General features: G+C 73.0%; 21 protein-coding genes and 1 pseudogene. 12 read left to right on the top strand and 10 right to left on the bottom strand.

Annotation, left to right across the window (positions count from 1 at the left end):
- The 3 genes and pseudogenes from ABZ714_RS31040 to ABZ714_RS31030 all read right to left on the bottom strand — a co-directional run.
- Window positions 1-242: pseudogene (locus ABZ714_RS31040) on the bottom strand (hypothetical protein); the annotation flags it as partial.
- On the bottom strand, window positions 239-520 hold the full coding sequence (locus tag ABZ714_RS31035; protein ID WP_358828678.1) for a hypothetical protein: 282 nt from the start codon (window positions 518-520) through the stop codon (window positions 239-241). The pseudogene ABZ714_RS31040 and the gene ABZ714_RS31035, both read right to left, overlap by 4 nt.
- The gene (locus ABZ714_RS31030; RefSeq protein ID WP_358828677.1) at window positions 517-681 is read right to left on the bottom strand and encodes a hypothetical protein; all 165 of its coding nucleotides are present in this window, start codon (window positions 679-681) and stop codon (window positions 517-519) included. The genes ABZ714_RS31035 and ABZ714_RS31030 overlap by 4 nt, the downstream gene beginning before the upstream one ends.
- A gap of 321 nt (window positions 682-1,002) precedes the next feature.
- Between ABZ714_RS31030 and ABZ714_RS31025 the strand changes: the two genes are divergently transcribed.
- From ABZ714_RS31025 to ABZ714_RS31015, 3 genes are all read left to right on the top strand, one after another.
- Window positions 1,003-1,842 (top strand): helix-turn-helix transcriptional regulator, encoded by an 840-nt coding sequence (locus ABZ714_RS31025; RefSeq protein WP_358828676.1) that lies wholly within the window; start codon window positions 1,003-1,005, stop codon window positions 1,840-1,842.
- Window positions 1,832-2,038: a DUF397 domain-containing protein gene (locus ABZ714_RS31020; protein ID WP_358828675.1), complete on the top strand. Its 207-nt coding sequence runs from the start codon at window positions 1,832-1,834 to the stop codon at window positions 2,036-2,038. Before ABZ714_RS31025 ends, ABZ714_RS31020 begins: the two co-directional genes overlap by 11 nt.
- A gap of 64 nt (window positions 2,039-2,102) precedes the next feature.
- The gene (locus ABZ714_RS31015) at window positions 2,103-2,306 is read left to right on the top strand and encodes a DUF397 domain-containing protein (RefSeq protein ID WP_358828674.1); all 204 of its coding nucleotides are present in this window, start codon (window positions 2,103-2,105) and stop codon (window positions 2,304-2,306) included.
- Window positions 2,307-2,455: 149 nt separating this feature from the next.
- Here the strand turns inward: ABZ714_RS31015 and ABZ714_RS31010 are convergent, their stop codons facing one another.
- Window positions 2,456-3,301: a LysR substrate-binding domain-containing protein gene (locus ABZ714_RS31010; protein WP_358828673.1), complete on the bottom strand. Its 846-nt coding sequence runs from the start codon at window positions 3,299-3,301 to the stop codon at window positions 2,456-2,458.
- A gap of 58 nt (window positions 3,302-3,359) precedes the next feature.
- Here ABZ714_RS31010 and ABZ714_RS31005 point away from each other — a divergent pair, with 58 nt between their 5' ends.
- Window positions 3,360-3,761 carry a DUF5997 family protein gene (locus tag ABZ714_RS31005; RefSeq protein ID WP_358828672.1) on the top strand — a complete coding sequence of 134 codons (402 nt, stop codon included), beginning with the start codon at window positions 3,360-3,362 and terminating at the stop codon, window positions 3,759-3,761.
- A gap of 111 nt (window positions 3,762-3,872) precedes the next feature.
- Here ABZ714_RS31005 and ABZ714_RS31000 read toward each other — a convergent pair whose 3' ends face one another.
- Window positions 3,873-4,859 carry a LacI family DNA-binding transcriptional regulator gene (locus tag ABZ714_RS31000; RefSeq protein ID WP_358828671.1) on the bottom strand — a complete coding sequence of 329 codons (987 nt, stop codon included), beginning with the start codon at window positions 4,857-4,859 and terminating at the stop codon, window positions 3,873-3,875.
- 130 nt (window positions 4,860-4,989) lie between these two features.
- On the opposite strand from ABZ714_RS31000, the gene ABZ714_RS30995 reads away from it, so the two are divergent.
- The 5 genes from ABZ714_RS30995 to ABZ714_RS30975 all read left to right on the top strand — a co-directional run bounded on the left by ABZ714_RS30995 (window position 4,990) and on the right by ABZ714_RS30975 (window position 9,214).
- Window positions 4,990-5,910 (top strand): ribokinase, encoded by a 921-nt coding sequence (locus ABZ714_RS30995; protein ID WP_358828670.1) that lies wholly within the window; start codon window positions 4,990-4,992, stop codon window positions 5,908-5,910.
- Window positions 5,911-5,949: 39 nt separating this feature from the next.
- Window positions 5,950-7,299: an NtaA/DmoA family FMN-dependent monooxygenase gene (locus ABZ714_RS30990; RefSeq protein ID WP_358828669.1), complete on the top strand. Its 1,350-nt coding sequence runs from the start codon at window positions 5,950-5,952 to the stop codon at window positions 7,297-7,299.
- Window positions 7,300-7,336: 37 nt separating this feature from the next.
- Complete coding sequence (locus ABZ714_RS30985) at window positions 7,337-7,861, top strand: flavin reductase family protein (RefSeq protein WP_358828668.1); 525 nt, start codon at window positions 7,337-7,339, stop codon at window positions 7,859-7,861.
- Entirely contained in the window at window positions 7,854-8,324 is a 471-nt protein-coding gene (locus ABZ714_RS30980) for a riboflavin kinase (protein WP_358828667.1), read from the top strand. The genes ABZ714_RS30985 and ABZ714_RS30980 overlap by 8 nt, the downstream gene beginning before the upstream one ends.
- Window positions 8,325-8,443: 119 nt before the next feature.
- Window positions 8,444-9,214, top strand: a complete 771-nt coding sequence (locus ABZ714_RS30975; RefSeq protein WP_358828666.1) for a nicotinamide mononucleotide transporter family protein — start codon at window positions 8,444-8,446, stop codon at window positions 9,212-9,214.
- A 109-nt stretch (window positions 9,215-9,323) separates the two neighbouring features.
- Here ABZ714_RS30975 and ABZ714_RS30970 read toward each other — a convergent pair whose 3' ends face one another.
- A complete protein-coding gene (locus tag ABZ714_RS30970) occupies window positions 9,324-11,660 on the bottom strand; it encodes a tetratricopeptide repeat protein (protein WP_358828665.1) in 2,337 nt (778 codons plus the stop codon).
- Between the two features lie 245 nt (window positions 11,661-11,905).
- Here ABZ714_RS30970 and ABZ714_RS30965 point away from each other — a divergent pair, with 245 nt between their 5' ends.
- Together ABZ714_RS30965 and ABZ714_RS30960 are read left to right on the top strand one after the other, a co-directional pair.
- Window positions 11,906-12,199, top strand: a complete 294-nt coding sequence (locus ABZ714_RS30965) for a hypothetical protein (protein WP_358828664.1) — start codon at window positions 11,906-11,908, stop codon at window positions 12,197-12,199.
- 287 nt (window positions 12,200-12,486) lie between these two features.
- Window positions 12,487-15,873 carry a S8 family serine peptidase gene (locus ABZ714_RS30960; protein ID WP_358828663.1) on the top strand — a complete coding sequence of 1,129 codons (3,387 nt, stop codon included), beginning with the start codon at window positions 12,487-12,489 and terminating at the stop codon, window positions 15,871-15,873.
- Window positions 15,874-16,087: 214 nt separating this feature from the next.
- On the opposite strand, the gene ABZ714_RS30955 is transcribed toward ABZ714_RS30960, so the two are convergent.
- Window positions 16,088-16,984, bottom strand: a complete 897-nt coding sequence (locus ABZ714_RS30955; RefSeq protein WP_358828662.1) for a hypothetical protein — start codon at window positions 16,982-16,984, stop codon at window positions 16,088-16,090.
- 416 nt (window positions 16,985-17,400) lie between these two features.
- Here ABZ714_RS30955 and ABZ714_RS30950 point away from each other — a divergent pair, with 416 nt between their 5' ends.
- Window positions 17,401-17,643, top strand: coding sequence for a hypothetical protein (locus tag ABZ714_RS30950; protein ID WP_358828661.1), 243 nt, complete (start codon window positions 17,401-17,403; stop codon window positions 17,641-17,643).
- A gap of 33 nt (window positions 17,644-17,676) precedes the next feature.
- Here the strand turns inward: ABZ714_RS30950 and ABZ714_RS30945 are convergent, their stop codons facing one another.
- Genes ABZ714_RS30945 through ABZ714_RS30935 form a run of 3 tightly spaced genes read right to left on the bottom strand, consistent with a single transcriptional unit; the run spans window position 17,677 to window position 19,695 of the window.
- Complete coding sequence (locus ABZ714_RS30945; protein ID WP_358828660.1) at window positions 17,677-18,546, bottom strand: hypothetical protein; 870 nt, start codon at window positions 18,544-18,546, stop codon at window positions 17,677-17,679.
- Entirely contained in the window at window positions 18,543-19,439 is an 897-nt protein-coding gene (locus ABZ714_RS30940; protein ID WP_358828659.1) for an ATP-binding cassette domain-containing protein, read from the bottom strand. The genes ABZ714_RS30945 and ABZ714_RS30940 overlap by 4 nt, the downstream gene beginning before the upstream one ends.
- Window positions 19,432-19,695: a hypothetical protein gene (locus ABZ714_RS30935; protein WP_358828658.1), complete on the bottom strand. Its 264-nt coding sequence runs from the start codon at window positions 19,693-19,695 to the stop codon at window positions 19,432-19,434. The genes ABZ714_RS30940 and ABZ714_RS30935 overlap by 8 nt, the downstream gene beginning before the upstream one ends.
- Between the last annotated feature and the right edge of the window lie 274 nt (window positions 19,696-19,969).

The following is a 19,969-nucleotide window of genomic DNA, read 5'->3' as shown; positions in this document are numbered from 1 at the left end:
GGGGCGTCGCCCGTGTCGTCGGCGTACTCGGGCAGGCGGCGTAGCGTGCCGGTGGCCCAGGGGGTGTGGGGGGCGGGGTCGAGGCGGTCGGCGATGCGGTGGGCCCGGATGGAGGTCCATCGCAGGGCCCGCCCGGGGTACGGGGTCTCGAACGTGCCGAGCGTGACGCGGGCGGTGTGGAGGGTTGCGTAGACGGGCCCCTCGGCGATGAACTCCACGCGGTACCGGGTGGGCGGGTTCACGGTGTTACGCCCTGGCGGGAGCCGGGGAGGGTGCCGGGCGGGGGATTCCACTGGACGGTGTCGCACACCGCCCGGGAGAACCTGCGGTGCCCGGTCACACTGAGATGGAACGCCATCCACACCTCGGCGTACTCCACGTCCACGGGCCGCGCGTTGCCCGGCTCGGGCGGCTCCTCCCCACACCGGGGTGACCCCGAGACGCATTCGACCTTCAGCGTCACGCCCTCCGCCGCGACGGCGTCCAGGGTCCAGTCCCGAAACCGCGACGCGCCGCTCACGCGTCCGGCCCGGCAGCGGTCACGGGCACACCGCCGTGCGACGGATGACGCCGCAGCAGTACGCGACTGTCGACGGCCCGCGACAAATCCCCCGCCTGCCGGGCCTCCTTCAGCAGGGCGCGCAGCCGTTCGCACTCCCGGCACTGTTCGGTCGAGTTCACAGCACACCTCCGGCACGGCGGTTGGCGCTCGACACCTCAGGTCGAAGCCGCGCCATGGTCGGACTGAACGAACGGTCATCCGAGCCCGCGTCCGCGTCGGTGTCGGCGTCCGCCGGGACCGCGTCCGGGCACTTCGGACCCCCGCACTCACACGGCGGCCACGCGAGCGCCGTGGGCGGGGGAACGGGGGCGGGTTCGGACTCGGGTGCACTCATGTCGAAACTCCTCTCCGTAACGGTTTCGCTACCGGGAGGGCTCAGAGTGACCTACAGTCAATAAGTCTTCAACCTGTCCCAAGATCAAGAGGATTTGAGACGAACCGTGAACCGTAGAGAGGTGGATCCACGGACATCGCCGCTTGCGGCATTCGCTGTACAACTTCGCAGCTCGCGCGAGGCAGCTGGCTGGATCCAAGATGAGTTAGCCGAACGAATGAGCTACTCGGGAACGCATGTCTCTGCCGTAGAAACGTGCCGCAAATCCCCCTCGCGAAGCTTTGCCAGGAAGGCTGACTTAGCCCTCGGCACGGGGGCGACCTTTGAGGTGATGTGGCAAGTCATCCGCGACGCCGTGCTCTTGGAGGGCTTCCCGGAGTACCTTCAGTACGAGTTGAAGGCAGCGCGCTTCCGAACCTTCGAACTGGGAGTAGTCCCAGGCGTGTTCCAGACCGCCCGCTACGCCGAAGCGCTTGCGGGTGCGGACATCGATCGGGGCAGCATCACGCCGGAGCTGGCCACGGAACGTGTCGCGCTGCTGGCGACACGGCAGAAGCGGCTACTTCGCGGCCTGGACGCCCCGCTGGTGTACGCGGTCCTGGACGAGAGCTGTATCCGGAGGGTGGTCGGGGGCCATGACGTGATGGTCGAACAGCTCGACCATCTCACCTGCATTGCCGCACTGCCATCGGTGACAGTCCAGCTCGTTCCGTTCAGCCTTGGGCACCTTCGTCCTCTGCTGCTCCCGGCCGTTCTGCTCACGATGCGCGACCGGTCGTTGGTCGGCTATACGGAATCCGCCAGCCGAGGGTATCTGGAGCGAGAAGAGGCCCTCTTGGGGATCTGGGAGAGGGCATACGATCACCTTCAGGTAGGCGCGTTGGCCCCAGCGCCGTCCGTTGACCTGATCAAAGCTGTCCGGAAGGAATTTCACGATGGTCATTGACGTAGCCATGGACGCATGGGCGAAGTCCTCGTACAGCCAGCAGGGTGGCAATTGCGTCGAGTGGGCTCCCTCCCACGCCTCCGCGACCGGCATAGTCCCTGTCCGGGACTCCAAGTGTGAGGACGGTCCGGTTCTGATGGTGTCCGCGTCGGCCTTCGCCGGGCTGGTCACCCTGGCCCGGTCCGCCAGGCCGTAGCGCCACAGTGCAGACATGGTCTGAGGCGCCGCCCGTATTCAGCAGCTTGCCGAGGAGTACACCCATGAAGACCAACCTGACCGGTTGGGTGAAGTCCAGCTACAGCGGGAACGACGGGGGCCAGTGCATAGAGTGGGCCCCCGGGTACGCGTCCGTGACCGGCGTCGTTCCCGTCCGGGATTCCAAGCGTGAGGACGGTCCGGTTCTGATGGTGTCCGCGTCGGCCTTCGCCGGGCTGGTCACCCTGGCCCGGTCCGCCAGGCCGTAACGCCGCAGCACAGACATGGGTCGAGGCGCCGCACGCGCCATGAGGGCCCCGTCCGGTGATCGACCGGGCGGGGCTTTCCCGCGTCCGGGTCCTTCTCGTCGGATACAGCAATCCGCTGCCCGCCGACTACGGAAGGTCACCGCCGGGGATCAGCGGCCGCCGCGTCCCGGCTTACGGCCCCGGCCGCTCCCGGAGGCGCGACCCGAGCCGCCGCCCGAGCGGCCACCCGAAGCGGCGCGGCCGGTCCGGGAGCCCGAGCCCGACCCCGTACGGCCGCCGCCGGTGGCGGACCGCCGCTGACCGGAGCCGGACCCGGATCCGCCACGCCCGGATCCGCCGGACTTCGCGGGCTTCTCCTCGCGGGGCTCGGCTGCGCGGCGGCCCCGGGTGCTGTTCACCGTCCGGCCCCGGACGATCCCGATGAAGTCCTCCACCAGGTCGGTGGTGGCCTCCTCCGGCCAGGCCAGGGCGACGGACGACTGCGGCGCGTCCACCACGGTCCGATAGGTGAGATCCCGGCGGTGGTGCAACCGGGCCAGTGATTGCGGGGCCACCAGCACGCCCACCCCGGCCGCCACCAGCTCGATCGCGTCGGCCGTGGTCGCCGGGCGCTCGATCGCGGGGCGGCCCGGCAGGCTCTCCCATGTGAGCGGGTCGTCGAGGGGGTGCAGCACGATCTCGTCCGAGAGATCCGTCACGGAGACCTCGTCGGCCGCCGCGACCAGGTGGTCCTTGGGGACGATCACCACGGTGGTCTCGGTGTAGAGGGGGATGGCGCTGAAGACCGTACGGTCTACGGGCAGCCGGAGCAGCCCGGCGTCCGCGCCGCCGTCGCGCAGCAGGCCGGGCGCCTCGGGTACCGGGGTCTGGAGCAGCTCCAGCGGGACTTCCGGCAGCCGCTCCCGCCAGATCCGGGCCCATTTCGCCGGGGTCGCGCCGGGTACGTAGGCGAGCCGGAAAACGGGGGCCGCGGGGGTGGGATCGGGGGCTGTCACGGGCCCAGATTACCGTGCGTGGTCGGATTCGCCGGGCGCACTCGATATCCTTGGCCTCATGACGTCGCACCGCAGCACCCAGTCCATGAAGCCCGCCACGGCGGCGAAGAAGCTGGGTGTGTACCTCGAAGCCACCCCCGCGGAGTTCCGTGAGGGGGTCGTCACCCGCGACGAACTGAACGCGCTCCAGACCGACCCGCCCGCCTGGCTGCGCGAGCTGCGGAAGAACGGCCCGCACCCCCGCCCGGTGGTCGCGGCCCGCCTCGGCACCTCGATCTCCGGCCTCGCCCGGGGCGGGGTCACGGAGGCGCTCACCACGGACCAGATCGAGGCCCTCAAGGAGAACCCGCCGGAGTGGCTGGTCCGCGAGCGGGCCACCCAGTCCGAGGTCCGCGAGGAGACCAAGCGCCTCAAGGCCCGCCGCGACGCCGAGGCCGACGCCGACGGCCCCGACGCCTGACGGCCGACGGCTTCGAACCGACACCGCTGCCCTTCGCCCCGGACATCCGGGGCGAAGGGCAGCGGTGTTTTCGGCGTCCGCCCGGCCGAGCCGGGAGCCTATGACGCGGCGTCAGCTCTCGTCCGTCGACGCCCTGACCACCAGCTCCGGCGCGAACCGCTCGATCCGCTCCGCCCTTTCCCTGACCGGGGCCTGAAGGAGCGTCAGGCCGCGTTCGGCCATCGCGGCGAGCGGATGGCGGATGGAGGTGATCGGCGGGTCGAGGAGCTTGAGCATCTCCGTGTCGTCGAAGCCGGTGACCGCGATCTGGCGGGGGACCGCGACCGACGAGCGGTGCAGGGTGCTGACCAGGCCGACCGCGAGGACGTCCGCGCCGCAGACCACCGCGTCGATCCGGTCCCGCTGTTCGATGATCCGGCGGGCCGCCGTCCGGCCGCCGTCGGTGCTGAAGCCGGGGAGCAGGATGGTGGTGGCGTCGGGCCCCTGGGAGTCGGCGAAGGCCGCCACCCGTTCGGCGCCCGATGAGGAAGCCTGGTCGGCGACGAGGGCGATCCGGTGGCGGCCGATGCCCTCCAGATGGTCGACCAGGAGCCGGACCGCCGAGGCGTTGTCGAGGGTGACCGCGACCGTGCCCGAGTCCTTGGCCCAGCGGTCGAAGAGGACCACGGGGCGCCGTCCGGCGGCGTCCCGGATGGCCGGGCCCGAGCCGTCGGCCGAGACCGGGACCACGAAGAGGCCGTCGACCCGGCCGCTGAGCAGGGTCTCGATCTGCTCCGCCTCGATCGCGGTGTCGTTGGCCGCGTCGGTGACCACCAATGTGCCGCCCGCCGCCCGGACCCGCTGGGCGATGGCGTCGGCGAGCTGGACGAAGTACGGGTTGGCGAGCGTGGGGACCACCACGCCGATGGTTCCGGTCGCGCCGGTGCGCAGGGCGCGGGCGGAGTGGTTGGGCTGGTAGCCGAGCCGCTGCGCCGCCTGCTCGACCCGGCGGGCCAGTTCCGGATCGACATTCCGCTGGGTACCGGCGAGTACCCGTGACGCCGTGGCGCGGGAGACCCCGGCGGCCTCGGCCACATCGATGAGTCGGGGCGCTGTCACGTGGAGATCCTTCTCGGTCGGTCGGGCGGGGATGCGCCACGGCGGCGGGGCGATCGGGAAGCCTGAGGGTACTTGACGGTTCCGGAACCCTGGTACAGCATGTCGGAAATCGATCTCCCAAGGAGTTCACATGTCGCCCATCACCGTCGTCGGTTCGGTGAACCGCGACTTCGTGCTGACCGTCGAGGACCTGCCGCTGCCGGGTGAGACCGTGCTCGCGCGGCGCTTCGTGGAGGGGGTCGGCGGCAAGGGCGCCAACCAGGCCGTCGCCGCCGCCCGGCTCGGATCACGGGTGCGGCTGGTCGCCGGAGTCGGCACGGACGCGGCCGCCATCCTCGACGCCCTCGCGGCCGAGGGCGTGGACCTGGACGCCGTCCGGGCCCGGGAGCGGTCCACCACCGGGATCGCCGCCGTGGTCGTCGACGACGCCGGGGAGAACACCATCGTCGTCAACCCGGGCGCCAACGCCGAACTCGGCGCCGCCGACCTGCCGGAGCTGCTCGTACGCACCCCGGGCGAGATCGTCCTCGTCCAGCACGAGATCGCCCCCGAGGTGGTCGAGGTGGCCGTACTGCGCGCCCGCGAACAGGGCGGAGTGGTGGTCCTCAACCCCGCCCCGGCCCGGGCCGTCGACGCCCGGATCCTGGCCGCCGTCGACGTCCTCGTCCCCAACCGCGTCGAACTGGCCGCACTGCTCGGCACGGCCCCGCCCGCCACCGTGGACGAGGCCCGTGACCTGCTGGTCCGGGCCGATCTGCCCTGCCGGGCCGTGGTCGTCACGCTCGGCGCGGACGGAGCCGTACTGAAGGAGGCGGACAGTCCGGACACCCTGCACATCCCCGCCCCCTCGGTGGACGCCGTGGACACCGTGGGCGCCGGCGACACCTTCTGCGGTGCCCTCGCCGACTCCCTCGGCCGCGGCGCCGCCCTCCCGGCGGCCGTCGCGAGGGCGGTGCGGGCGGCGTCGTACGCGACCACCGGCCTCGGCGCCCAGACCTCGATGCCGTACGCCGGCCAGCTCGACCCCCTCGCGGCCACCTCTGCCTCCTGACCTCCCCCCGGACGTCCACCAGCACTACGGAGAACCACCATGCGGAACCTGAAGATCGGCCTCTTCGAGAACGCCCAGACCAACGCGAGCGGCACCGCCACCTGGCGCCACCCGGACAGTCAGCGGCACCTCTTCGACACGCTCCAGTACTGGCGCGACCTCGCCGCCGTGTGCGAGGACGCCAAGCTGGACTTCCTGTTCCTCGCGGACGCCTGGGGCTGGTCGGAGATCGACGGCACCCGCCCGGCCATCGCCACCGAGGAGACCCTCGACCTGCCGCGGCTCGACCCGATAGTGGTGGCGTCGGCGCTGCTCTCCACCACCACCAACCTGGGCCTGGTGATGACGGGTTCGGTGCTGGTGGAGCCGCCGTACGCCTTCGCCCGCCGGCTGGCCACCCTGGACCAGCTCTCCGGCGGCCGGATCGGCTGGAACATCGTCACCACCGGCACCGCCGACACCGCGGTCAAGGCGTTCGGTATGGACATGGTGGCCCACGACGACCGCTACCGGATGGCCGAGGACTTCCTGGAGCTGGTCTACAAGTACTGGGAAGGCGCCTGGGAGCCGGACGCCCTGGAGAAGGACAAGGAGGGCCGGTTCGCCGACCCCGCCAAGGTCCACCTCGTCAGCCACAAGGGCCCGTTCTTCCGCTCGGAGGGGTACGGCAACACCGCCCGCTCCCCGCAGGGCACCCCGGTCCTCTTCCAGGCCGGTGCCTCGCCCGCGGGCCGCCGGGTCGGCGGCCGGCACGGCGAGTGCATGTTCGTCGGCAGCGGCTCGATCGCCCAGCTCGCCGGGCACACCTCCGCCATCCGCGAGGAAGCCGTGAAGGCGGGCCGGGCCGCCGACGACGTCAAGGTGATGTCGGCGTTCTCCTGCGTCATCGGCGCGACGACCCAGGACGCGGAGCGGCGCTACCAGCGGATCCTCGACGCCCAGCGGCCCGAGGTGACCGTCGCCAGCTATGCCATGTTCACCGGGCTCGACCTCTCCTCCTACGCCCCCGAGACCCCGATGACCGAACTCTCCACCGAGCTGTCGCAGACCCAGGTGGCCCGGTTCGCCGGGCAGACCGTCGGCGACGTCCTCGCCGACTGGCACACCCACGGCGTCGGCGCCCGGCCCGTCGTCGGCACCGCCGAGGAGATCGCCGACGAGATCTGCGCCCTCGCGGACGGCGCCGACCTGGACGGCTTCCTGCTCTCGCCGACCATCCAGCCCACCTCCACCACGGACTTCGTGGAGTCGGTCCTGCCGATCCTGCGGTCCCGCGGAGTCTTCCGGGGCGAGTACACGGAGGGCGAGAGCCTGCGCGAGCGGCTCACCGGGGCGGACGACAGCGCGCTGCCCGGCAGCCACCCCGCGGCCCGCCACCGCCACCACTGAACCGCCTACGGATCGCGCCGAGAGGATGTCGAAGACCATGGTCACCTCTGCCCACCAGCCGCCCGGGCCCGTCGTATCGGCGGAGCTGGACGCCGCTACGCTCCGACGGGCGTTCGGGGCCTACCCGACCGGCGTCGTCGCGATCTGCGCGCTGCGCGGAACCGAGCCCGTCGGCTTCGCCGCCAGCTCCTTCGTCTCGATCTCGCTCCAGCCGCCGATGGTCGCGGTCAGCGTGGCCCGTACCTCGGCCACCTGGCCCCGGCTCGCCGAGGCGCCCGTCCTGGGGCTGAGCGTGCTCAGCCACGGCCAGGGCGCGCTCTGCCGGAAGCTGGCGTCCCGGGACGGCGACCGCTTCGACGGCGTCACCTGGCGGCCGTCGCCCGAGGGAGCCGTACTGATCGACGACGCCGCGCTCTGGCTGACGGCCCGGGTCAGCGCCGTCCACGACGGCGGCGACCACGAGATCGTGCTGATGGAGCTGCTGACCGCCGAGTTGTTCACCGGTGTGGAGCCCCTGGTCTTCCACACCAGCCAGTTCCGCGAGCTCATCCCCCATGGCTGAGGAACCGACGGTCAGCACCCGGCTCACCGGCACGGTGGTCCGGGGCGCGGGCCGGGGCCGCGGGCTCGGCTTCCCCACCGCCAACATCGCGGCCGACCCCGGCACCCGGATCCCGCCGTCCGCGATCTACAGCGGCTGGGTCGTCCGTCCGGCGACCGGCCTGATCCACCCCGGCACCATCAGCATCGGGTCGAACCCCACCTTCGTCGACACCACGGAAGTCCATCTGGAGGTCTACTGCCACGACGCGTCGGACGAGTTCTACGGAGAGCGCGTCGGACTGTGGTTCGTGGCCCGGATCAGGGACACGGTGAAGTTCGCCTCGTCCGGTGATCTGGTACGCGCCGCCCGCCGGGACGTCCTGCGGTCGGAGGCCCTGCTCGCCTCCGGCCACGGGCGCCGGGTCCGTCATCAGGCCCTCGCCGCCTCGGCGCGTACCGCCCGCAAGTCCGCCTCCGCCTGAGGCGGGGCACTTCTCCGCGGGGACCCGGCGCGCACCGCCGGGCTCCCCGCCCACTTGACGGCCCGTCCGGGCCACACCCCCCACACCAGCCTTGCTCAGAACGAACAAAGGTGTGAGTAATGAGTGCATTCCAGTGGTTGAACGAGCAATTCAGCTTCTTCGGCCTGGACGTCTACTGGTCCGACTTCCTCGGCAACATCCTCGCGCTCGCCACCGTGTGGCTGGCGCTGCGAAGACTGCTCATCGCCTGGCCGGTGCAGATCCTGGGATCGGTGCTGCTGCTGATCGCCAGCCTCAATGTGGACCTCGGAGGAAACGCCGCCCGGCAAGTTGTGATCATAGCATCGGCCTCCTGGGGCTGGGCGACGTGGAAGCGCAGCCGGGAGAAGGAAGGCGCCATCAACGTCCGCTGGGCGTCCTGGCGTGAGCGGTCGGTACTGCTGGTCGCGATGATCGCCGGAACGATCGCCTTCGCGGCGCTGCTGAAGTCGACCGACGCGTCCTTCTACCCGGGCGCCCCCTGGTGGATGGTGCTGGCCGACGCCTGGATCTTCGTCGGCTCGATCCTCGCGATGTACACCCAGGCCCGGCGGTATGTGGAGTTCTGGTTCGCCTGGCTCGCCGTCGACCTGGTCGGGGTGCCGCTGGCGATCCACTCGGAGCTGTACTTCTCCGGCATCGTCTACGCGATCTTCTTCGTGATGGTGCTGATCGGCATCCGCGACTGGGCGTCCCGCAGCAAGGAGCAGGAGATCGTCTCCCCGCTGGAGTCCGCGGTCGTCGTGGAGGGGCGCGACACGACCATCCCCGCTCCCGGCGCGGTTCCGGCGGTGCCCGGACAGGGCGCGGCGGAGACGGCGAGAGACCCGGAGCCGCTGACGGATCGTTGACCTATGGCCGATGACACGAGTCATCCGAACTCCCGCGAAGGAACGGACGGAGGTTTACGGACCCACCCCCGGGCCGACGGTGAAGCGTTCCGTCGGCCCGGTCTCCGCGTCATGAGGGCCGGCCGCCGTCGGCCGCCGGACGTTCGGCGGCCCGGACCCCGGAGGCGGGGACACCGGCGGCCCGCAGCTCCGCCGCGGCCTCGGCCCGGCGCGGATGGTGGTGCTCGGTGAAGATGCGCAGGGCCGCGGTCAGCGCCGTACGGGCCTCCTCGTGCTGTCCGAGGCGCCGTAGCACCCGCCCGAGTTCGAGCTGGGCGGGCCCGCTCCACGACGGCATGTCCGTCGCCTCGAAGACCGTCAGCGCCTCGCGCAGCGACGCCTCGGCCTCCCGCCACCGGCCGAGCGCCGAGTAGTCGTTGCCGAGATGCCGCAGGGCGGCGGCCCGGTACATGGCCATGATGGTGGCGGGTCCCGGGATGCCCTCCCGGCAGATGGCCAGGCTGCGCAGATGGATGTCGAGGGCCTGCTCCGGATCCCCCTGGTCGCGCAGGGTCTCGCCCAGGGTGTTGAGGCAGCTCAGCAGGGCCAGCCGGCCGTCGGCCGAGGTATTGGGCCGATGGCACTCGGCCGCCTCGCGGAGCCAGGTGATGGCCTCCTCCGTCCGCCCGATCCGGCGCAGCGCCCCGGAGCCGTAGCCCAGCGCCCAGCCGGTCTGGAGCTGATCGCCGCAGGCCCGGGCCGTGGCCAGGGCGACCCGGGCGGTGTCCAGGGCGGCATGCGGATCGTGTGCGCAGATGTTGTGGGACCAGGCCAGGTAGTTGAGATGGGTGGCCTCCTCGCGCGGACTGCCCAGGGCCCGGGCGGACTCGGCGGAGCAACGGAAGACCTCGACCCACTGCTCCCAGTGCTGGGTGAGGTCGGAGAACCAGTGCATCGCCTCGGCGGTGTCCACCACCAGCCGGTGCCAGCCCTCGGTACGGGCGTGCCGCAGGGCCGCCAGCCACTGCTCCCGCTCCGCCTCCAGCCAGGCCCTGGCCTCGTCGCGCCCGGCCGGGGCGGTGGCCGGGTCGGGGTCGCCGGTCGGCCGGTCGTGGTGTTCGGCGTCGAAGTGCAGTCCGGCGCCGGTCGCGCGGGCCAGCATCCAGCGGGCGGTCCGGTCCAGGGCGGCCGTCCGGACCGCCGGATCGTCCTCGGCGGCCACGCGTTCGGCCGCGAAGAGCCGGAGCAGATCGTGGAAGCGGTAGCGCTCGGCCGTGCCGTCGGCCTGGAGCAGTCCGCGGTCGGCGAGCCGTTCGAGCCGGAGTTCGGCGTCCCGGGCCGGGATGTCCGCGAGCAGGGCCGCGGTCTCGGGGCTGATATCGCCCGCGGTGAGCGCGGAGCGCCGCAGCAGCAGCCGGTCGGACGGTTCCAACTGCTGGTACGAGAGCGCGAAGGCGGCCCGTACCCCCAGGTCGCCGGTCTGGAGGGTGTCGAGTCTGCGGGCCTCCCGGCCGAGCCGGGTGACGAGTTTGGCGAGGCTCTCGCCGGGCCGGGCCGCCAGCCGCTGTCCGGCGATCCGCAGGGCCAGCGGCAGCCGTCCGCACAGTTCGGCGAGGTCCCGGGCGGCCTGCGCCTCCCGGGCGACGCGTTCGGCGCCGACGATCCGGGTGAGCAGGGCCACCGCCTCCTCGCGCCGCAGCAGGGGGAGTTCCGCGCGGTGCGCCGCCTCCAGGCCGGTGAGGGCGGCGCGGCTGGTGACGATGGTGAGGCAGGCGCCGGAGCCCGGCAACAGGGGCCGTACCTGCTCCTCGTCGACGGCGTTGTCGAGGACCAGCAGCAGCCGGCGGTCGGCGACCAGGGAGCGGAACAGCCCGGCCCGGTCGTCCGGGTCGCGCGGCAGGGACCGGGCGGCCACCCCGAGGACCCGGAGCAGCCGGGCCAGCGCGTCACCCGGAGTGGTCGGCTCCGGGTCCATGCCGCGCAGGTCGAGACAGAACTGCCCGTCGGGGAAGCCGGGCGCGAGCCGGTGCGCCGCGTGGACCGCGAAGGCCGTCTTGCCGAGCCCGGGTGAGCCGGTGACGACGACCAGGGGCGGATGGGCGGGGTCGGCGACCTCGGCCAGGGCGTCGATCGCCGCCAGGGGGGCGGTGCGGGCGGTGAAGTCGTAGGTGTCCCTCGGCAGGGAGAGGATGCCCGCCGCCGTCGGGTCGGCGGGCGGGCGGACCCGGCGGCGCCCGGGGGCCGCCGCGGCTTCCAGGGCCCGGGCCCGGTCGGCGGTCAGTCCCAGGGCGGCGGCCAGCGCCTCGACCGTGCGGCGCTGCGGTCCCGTGGTCCGGCCGCGTTCGAGGTCGGCCAGGGCCCGGACGCTCACCCCGGCGCCGTGGGCCAGCCGCTCCTGGCTGAGTCCGGCGCCGGCCCGCAGTTCGCGCAGCAGCCGTCCGAACTCGTTGGGCGTCGTACTGGTCATGTGCCGGCTCCCCCTGGTGGTCCCCCCGCTGGGACGCGATGTCTCCGGCAGAAGTATCGCGGACCGTACTTCTGCCGGTGGTTCCGCCTGGTGGGGGTGGCGGGTCCGGTGATGAACTCTTCACGCCCCACAGGTTCCTCACCCCAGGGTGAAACGGATCCGGCGGCGTACGGCCCGGACGAAAGCTCCGGGACCGTCCGCGTATGCCGTGGTCCGCCCCCCATACACCGAAAGGTGGGACACGCGTGAGACGCACCGGTGCTCCGAGCGGGAGAACGCTCCTCCTGCTGCCCCTGATCGTGCTCGCGACGACTTTGACCGCCCCCATTCCGTCGGCGTCGGCGGACTCCGACAAAGAGCCGCCGGTCACGCGGCAGCACCAGTGGCCGCGGGTCGATCTGGGGTTGGGGACCGTGGCCGACAACCATCGGACTTCGGTGATCTATCCGGACTCCTCGGGGTACGTCGCGGTCCCCGTCGCCCCGCTGGGCCCGCCGCACCGGGCCGCGCGGGCCTCCGGGCGGTCGGCGGCGCACTGACCCCCGCGTCCCCCGGACGCGCGGCGGAGAACGGGTGCTGACGGACCGTCGGAAGAATCCGGTGCGGCGGTACGAAGCCCCGGCCGGTCTGTACGACGACGGCGCCCGCCGATCGGACCCGCTTCGGCCCCCGGCCGGGGAACCTATTGCGACCAAGGGCGAGTTCCGGCCATCTGAGGCGTCGGTGGCAACGTCGTCCGGCCAACCCTTCTCTTCCCCGCCGGGAGCGGGCAGCGGGGCCGCTCCCGCTACCTCACCCCCCTGACCCCGCCGAACAGGGAGTCGAGTTGATCTCCAGAAAACATCCGGGACGCGGTGCGACGGCCGTCGCGACCGTCCTGGTGGCGACGGCGCTGATGGCCGGAACAACCGGTCCGATCGCCTTCGCCGACAGCGGCGCACCGGGCGGAACCGGCCGCTCCGATGCCGGTGGCACCGGGCGGACCGGCGACGACGCCCGGTCCGGAGTGCGTTGGGTCACCCTGATCACCGGAGACCGGATCGGGGTCGACGCCCGGGGCAGGGTCGCCGCCGTCGAACGCGGCGAGGGCCGGGAGAAGATCGCCGTACGGAGCTGGACCGAGCGGGGCCGGGTCTACGCCGTCCCGGCCGACGCCCAGCGGCTGATCGCCCGGGGCGTCCTCGACCGGCGGCTCTTCGACATCACCCGGCTCAGCGGCCCCGAGAGCCTGCGGGCCTATCGCGACGGCCTGAAAGTGATGGTCGAGTACGAGACCGGGGCGTCGGCGGCCGTGGCCCGTCAGGAGGTCCGTACCGACGCGAAGGTCGCCCGTAGCCTTCGGTCGATCGGCGCGGACGCCGTGACCGTTCCCCGGAGCGACCCGGGCGGGCTGTGGGCCGCGCTCACCGGAGCCGGAGACGGATCCGGAGCGGGCGGGGCCGGAGCCCGGACCGCCGCCACGGCCACCGCCCCCGGGATCGAACGGGTCTGGCTGGACGCCGTCTACACCCCCACCCTCGACACCAGCGTCGGCCGGATCGGCGCCCCCAAGGCGTGGCAGGCCGGATACGACGGCCGGGGCGTCACCGTCGCGGTCCTCGACAGCGGCATCGACGACACCCACCCCGATCTCGCCGCCCAGGTGGTCGGCGCGGCCAACTTCACCTCGGCCGCCGACACCAAGGACCGCAACGGCCACGGTACGCACATCGCCTCGACCATCGCCGGGACCGGCGCCAAGTCCGGCGGCACGTACAAGGGTGTCGCCCCCGGCGCCAAGCTCCTCAACGGCAAGGTGATGGGCGACTTCGGGATGGAGTCCGGGACCATCGCCGCCGTCGACTGGGCCGTCGCCCGGGGCGCCGACATCATCAGCATGAGCTTCGGCACCCCCGGCGGGCCCGAGACCGACCCCCTGGAAGCCCATATCAACCGGGTTTCGAAGGAGAAGGGCGTCCTCTTCACCGTCTCCGCGGGCAATGACGGCCCCGGCCCCGGCACCGTCGGCTCCCCGGGCAGCGCCGCCGCCGCCCTCACCGTCGGCGCCGTCGACGACGCCGACCGGATGGCCCACTTCTCCAGCGTCGGACCGCTGCACGACGGAACGGTCAAACCGGATGTCACCGCGCCCGGAGTGGGCATCACGGCGGCCTCCGCGCCCGGCAGCGACATCGCCCGGCAGGTCGGCGAGAACCCGCCCGGCTACTTCACCATCGGCGGTACGTCGATGGCCGCCCCGCATGTCGCCGGCGCCGCCGCCCTGCTCAAGCAGCGGTACCCCGACTGGTCGGGCGAGCGGCTGAAGGCGGCCCTGACCGCCTCCGCCGTCGACGGCGGACACACCGTCTTCCAGCAGGGCACCGGCCGGGTCGACGTCGAACGCGCCCTGGCGCAGACCGTGGTCGCCGACGAGAACACCGTCTCCTTCGGCCTCCAGAGCTGGCCGCACACCGACGACCGGCCCCTCACCAAGGCGATCACCTACCGCAACCTCGGCACCACCGAGGTCGCCCTGGACCTGGCGGTGACGGCGCTCGATCCGCGCGGTGCCGCCGCCCCCGCGGGCTTCTTCGCCCTCGGCACGAACCGGATCACCGTCCCCGCGGGCGGTACCGCCACCGTGCCGCTGACCGCGGACACCCGGATCGGCGGCGACAACAACGGCACCTACACCGCCGTCGTCACCGCGACCGGCGGCGGCCGGACCGTACGGTCCACGGCCGCCGTGGAGCGCGAGGTCGAATCGTACGATCTCACCCTCGACTTCGTGGGCCGGGACGGACGGCCCGGGACCGAGTTCTACACCTACCTCCGCCAGATCTCCGGCGCGGGCGACGCCGACGAGACCCTTAACGGCAGCGCCACCGGCACCGAGAAGCTCCGGCTGCCCAAGGGCGACTACGCGCTCTTCGCCGGGGCCGGGAACGCGGAGGGCGGCACGGACCGCCTCGTCCACCCCAAGCTGCCGCTGACGAAGGACACATCCCTCACCGTCGACGCCCGCACCACCAAGCCGGTCGACATCACGATCCCCGACCCCGCCGCCCGGATGACCGGGGCGTCGGCACAGGTCTACGCCGGAATCGGGGACCGTTCCATCGAGTTCGGCGACCATGCCTCCACCACCTTCGCGGGCTTCCGCACGGCCCAGCTCGGCCCGGAGCTGTCCACCGGAGTCGAGCTGAGGGACGCCCTGCACGCCCAGTGGGAACGCGACGCGTCGACCGCGTACGGCGTCGTCGCCGGAGGCACGGTGAAGCGGCTCTTCACCGGCTACACCAAGAAGTTCGAGGCCGCCGACTTCGCCCGGGTCGTCACGGACGTCACCAGCTCCGTGCCCGGAAAGACCGGGCACGCCTCGGCCACGGGCCGACTGAGCAAGAACGACTTCGGCTCCGAATACCCGTTCGCCCTGCCCGGCAGCCGCACCCACCACCTGGCCACCGACGGCGGACCCAACCGCTGGTCCCTCGCCGCCGTCCAGCACAACGCCCAGGGCTGGGAGGAGATCCGCCACACCTCCCCGGAACGGGAGTTCCGGCCGGGCACCGGCCACCGGCTGAAGTTCGGCCCCGCCGTCCACGGCCCCCTCGTCAACGGCGAGACCGGCGTCTTCCGGGAGGGCAACAGGATCAGGGCCTCCGTGCCCCTCTTCTCCGACGGCCGGGGCAACGCGGGCCGCTCCGCCTACACCTCGGCGACGACCACCCTGCACCGGGGCACCGTCAAGATCGCCGAGAAGGCGGACGGACTCGAAGGCTGGGAGCGGTACGCCGTCGGCCCCGAGGACGCCGAGTACACCCTGGCCACCTCGGCCGTCCGCGACCCGGCCGTCTCGGCGGTCGGTACCCGGATCGACGCGTCGTGGACCTTCCGCAGCGCCGCGCCGACGTCGGCCGCCGAGACGCGCACCCCGCTGTCCACGGTACGGTTCGGCGCCCGGGTCGCCCCGGACGGCACCGTTCCGGCAGGCCGTACGGTGACCTTCCCCGTCACCGTCCAGGGTCCGGCGGCCGGCCGGGGCCTGGCGTCCCTCACGGTCTCCGTCTCCTACGACAACGGCGCGACCTGGCAGAACGCGCCCGTCAGCCAGGGGAAGACCACCATCGCCAACCCCGCCAAGGGCAAGTCGGCTGCCCTGCGCGCCGAGGTCACCGATATCCACGGCGGAAAGGCGGGCGTCACCGTGTACGACGCCTACTTCGGCGGCTGACCGGCGCCGAAACGAGCCACCCGGCCCCACACCGACGGGGCCGGGCCGGAATCCGGCGGTCGCGGCGGGGTGCCTACGGCGCCCCGGGGACACCGGCAGGGGGCGCTCCGGCCCCCGCCGCGACCGGCGGACCCGATCGGTCCTACCTCCGTGTCAGGGCGGAGGTCGGGCCGAGGTCCCCCACGGGAAGAAGGGGACCAGGGAGTGCTCCGGTTCAGCCCCGGCCAGGCGCCGGGACGTGAACCGCCTCGCGGGGCACGGCACGGCCGGTGTGCGCGTCGAGCGGCACTCGACCGCCCACCGGCCGGGCCAACTCCACCGACACCTCCCGCAGCAGCAGTTGCTTCGTACAGAGACCGTCGCGCTCCGCGCCCGCGACCCCGGCTGTCAGCACCACACTGCCGGGGGTCTCCAGCACACCGACGGCCGGACCGTCGTCGCACGCCCCGTGCGGGGCGACCACGGTCAGCACCCGGCCGTCGGCCGAGATCCCCACCAGCCCGTCGAGCGCCCGCACCGGCGCCTCGGGAGTCGGCGCTACGGGCGCCGGAGGGAGTGCCGACGGTGAGACGGCGGCCCGCGTTACCGGAGCGGCATACCCCTTGAGGGTGAAAAGCCAGGCCGGAACCGTCGCCGGGCCCCGGCTGGTGGCGACGGCCATCCGGCCCGCCCGCGCGCCGGTCACCACCAGCGGCCGATCGGCTCCCGCCCCGGCGGAGAGCGCCCGGAACGTCCCCTCCGCGCCCGCCACCGGCCGCCGCAGCGACCCGCCCCCGGCCCACTCCACCCGGCCGTCCCGCGGCGCGGAGTCCGGCAGCGTACCCCGCAGTACGAAGTTCCGGCTGTGGAAGGCACGTTCGTCGTCCGGGCTCCGGAAGCCGCCGTCCGGCGGCCGGACCAGCACGTCCAGGGGATGGAATCCGGTACGCCACGCCTCGGCGGCGGCCGAACCGTCCCAGGCCGCCGCGGTCTGCCGGGCCCGCCGAAGCTCCCCGGCGGACGGCCCGCCCGGCCGCTCCCGGTCGGCACCCGGCCCGGCGGCCGGACCGCTGACGAGCAGCAGGACCAGGCCCAGCAGGGCGACGACCGGTGAAGCTGTTCCCCCGCGCATACGGCCTCCGATATCGGTGGGGTGCCAGGTCGTGTCCGGACAGCAGCGCCGTCCGCTTGGAGGGCGGGCCCGTGGTGTCCGGTGCGCGCGACGGCCCCCGGCGAAGCCGTGGGAGCGATTTCCCTCGTACGGGATGTACTCGGGAACCCCGACACCGCCGGGTCCCTCCCGTGCCCGAAGGGGAGCGCGCGTGCCGGGCGTCGCGTGCCGGGCGAGACTTTCCGCAGGCCCTGAGGTCCGCTGTTGGGACGCGGCCGGACGGTACCGGGTTCCACCGCCGCGCCGGACCGGGCGGGGGAGCGGCGCCGTACGCCCGAACCGAGGAGCGGCGGCGGGGGAGCGGGCGCCGCCGTACGCCGGAGATCCGGACCGTGAGCCGTCGTGCGGCGCGGCGGATCGACGTACGATCCACTGCCATGACGACCCGTCGCAGGACCCTCGGCTCCGGACCCGTACCGCGACAGCACCGGGAGGGAGCGGGCCGGGAGTCCGGCCCCGGGCGGCCCCCCGCCCCCGCCGCGCCGGAATCCGACGAAGGGCCCTTCTACCGGCCCGAGATCCCGCTCGACGACCTCCGGGCCCGGGGCGTCCTCGGCGCCGCGCCCGCCCCCGGCGGCGAGCCCCTTCGACCGGTCAGGGCCGTACGCCCCAGGGACTGACACCACGTCACCCCATGCCGCGCCGTCGGCAGTTCAGCCGCCGTCGCCGGCGCGATAGGCCCTGAGGCCCGCATACGCCAGCACGGCCGTGAAGGCGAGGAGGACGGCGGCTCCGGCGGCGGGGGAGAGGCCGCTGCCGACCAGGGCGTCGGTCATGGCGCGGCCGTCCTCGGGCTGGAGGTGCGAGCCCGCCGCCAGGGCGGCCCGGCCCGCCGCGAAGGGCAGCCAGTCCGTGATACCGCCCAGGCCGGGGACGAACCGGAGCAGCAGGCCCGCGAGCCGTTCGCCGATCAGCGGCCAGAGCACCAGCAGCAGGGCCGTCGCCACCCGGTCGCGGACCAGGACGGCGGTGGCGGTGGCGATCACCGGCCAGCAGGCCATGAAGAGGACATAGCCGAGGACGCCCGGTACGGTCCGGCCCCAGTCGGGCTGGTCGTACCCGCCGACGGCCAGGGCGGCCATCCCGGCCAGCCCGGTCAGCAGCGCGCCGCCGAGCGCGGCGACGGCCCCGATCGCCCCGCCGAGCAGGAGTTTGGCCTGATAGGCGGTGCGCCGGTCGGCCAGCGTCAGCCAGGTCGTCCGGGCCGCGCCCCGGCCGAACTCGGTCGTCACCGGGCCCGTCGCCAGTGGCAGCAGGAGCAGCGCGGCGAGCGGGAGCTGGAGGGATACCGCGTCGAGCTGAATGCCCGTCACGACCGACCAGACGGTGGGGGCTTCGCCGTTTTCGACTTCGAGGGGCGTGGCCGCGCCCGCCAGGAGACCGAAGGCGGCGACGACGGCCAGCAGGATCCAGGTGGAGCGCAGGGCGGCCAGATGGCACCAGTGGAAGCGGACCGCCCGGCGCAGCGCGGTGGCCCGGGAGACCGGCGTACCGGCGGCCGGGCCGAGAGCGACGGCGTTCATCGGATCGGGAACTCCTCCTCGGCCACCGACAGATAGAAGTCCTCCAGGGACGGCGGCCGTTCGTCGAGCCAGTGGACGGGGATACCCCGGTCGGCCGCCAGATCGCCGACCAGGAAGCGGGAGAGGCCCCGGATCCGGACCCGGCCGTCCCCGCCGGGCGTGAACGTGCCGTCGAGCCGCCGTACGGGCTCCGCCAGCTCGGCCGCGCGCGGGCTCTGGAGGACGACCTCACCGCCGAACCGGGCCAGATCCTCCACGGAGGTCCTGGCCACCACCCGCCCCCGGCCCAGGACGACCACATGGTCGGCCATGTGCTGCATCTCGGCCAGGAGATGGCTGGAGACGAGGACCGCCTTCCCCTCGGCCGCCAGCCGCCGCAGGGTGTCGCGCAGCCAGCGGATCGTATGCGGATCGAGCCCGTTGGCCGGCTCGTCCAGGATCAGTACGGGCGGATCGGCCAGCAGGGCCTGGGCGATCCCGGCGCGCTGCGCCATCCCGAGGGAGAGGGCGCCGAGTGCCGTGGCCGCGGTATCGGCCAGGCCCACCGAGTCCAGCACCTCGGTCACCCGGCGGCCCGGCAGTCCGGCGCCCGCGGCGACCATCCGCAGATGCGCGGCGAGGGAGTGCCGGGGATGTCCGGCGACCCCGCCCATGACCGCGCCGACGACCCGGGCCGGATCCCGCCAATCCTCCAGCGGCTGCCCGAAATAGGTCGTCCGCCCGCCCCCGGAGATCAGCCCCAGCATCAGCCGCAGCGTCGTCGTCTTTCCGGCGCCATTGGCTCCGAGGAATCCGGTCACCGCCCCGGCGGGCACGGTCATCCGGACATCGTCCACAATCACCTTGCCCCGGGTTTTCCAGGTCAGCCCTTCGGCGTGAATCGCGTCAGCCATTATTCAGCCAGAACAGCAGACCGAAGGAGAGCAGGACGGTCAGCGCGAAGAGCCCGCCGATACCGGGATTCTCCTGACGGGCCGCGCACCACACGAGCGCGATCAGGGGCGGCAGCCAGCCGGCCAGGTAAAGGCTCCAGCCGAGCCGCTCGTGGTCCCGCTCGCGGTCCAGGATGAAGACGATTCCGGCCGCGTAGACGAACATCGCGGGCGACGCCCAGAGATTGCGTACGACGGTCGCGCGTTGCAGAGCCATGGAATCACCTTCCACATCGGGCGGGGAGCGGCGCCCTCGGGGGAGGGCGAACCGGCGCCGCGGTTCTCCGGCGGCCGGATCGGACCGTGCGCGGAGTCCCTGTGATTTCGGCCTCGGCCGGAAGTCCCGAAGGCAATTCCGGGGCCGCTGTTCCGATCGGGCGGCGCCACGGGGAAGTTATCCCGTAATTCAAGATCTGATCAATCGGCGGGCCCGGTGAAGAACCTCACGGGCGGCGCGCGCCGGAAGGTTTTGCGCATTCCGCGGCCGATGC

The sequence above is a fragment of the Streptomyces sp. NPDC006798 genome, from assembly GCF_040635975.1.
Classification (GTDB): domain Bacteria; phylum Actinomycetota; class Actinomycetes; order Streptomycetales; family Streptomycetaceae; genus Streptomyces.
Note: the sequence above shows the minus strand (reverse complement) of the source record. Positions and strands in the feature narration are given on the sequence as shown.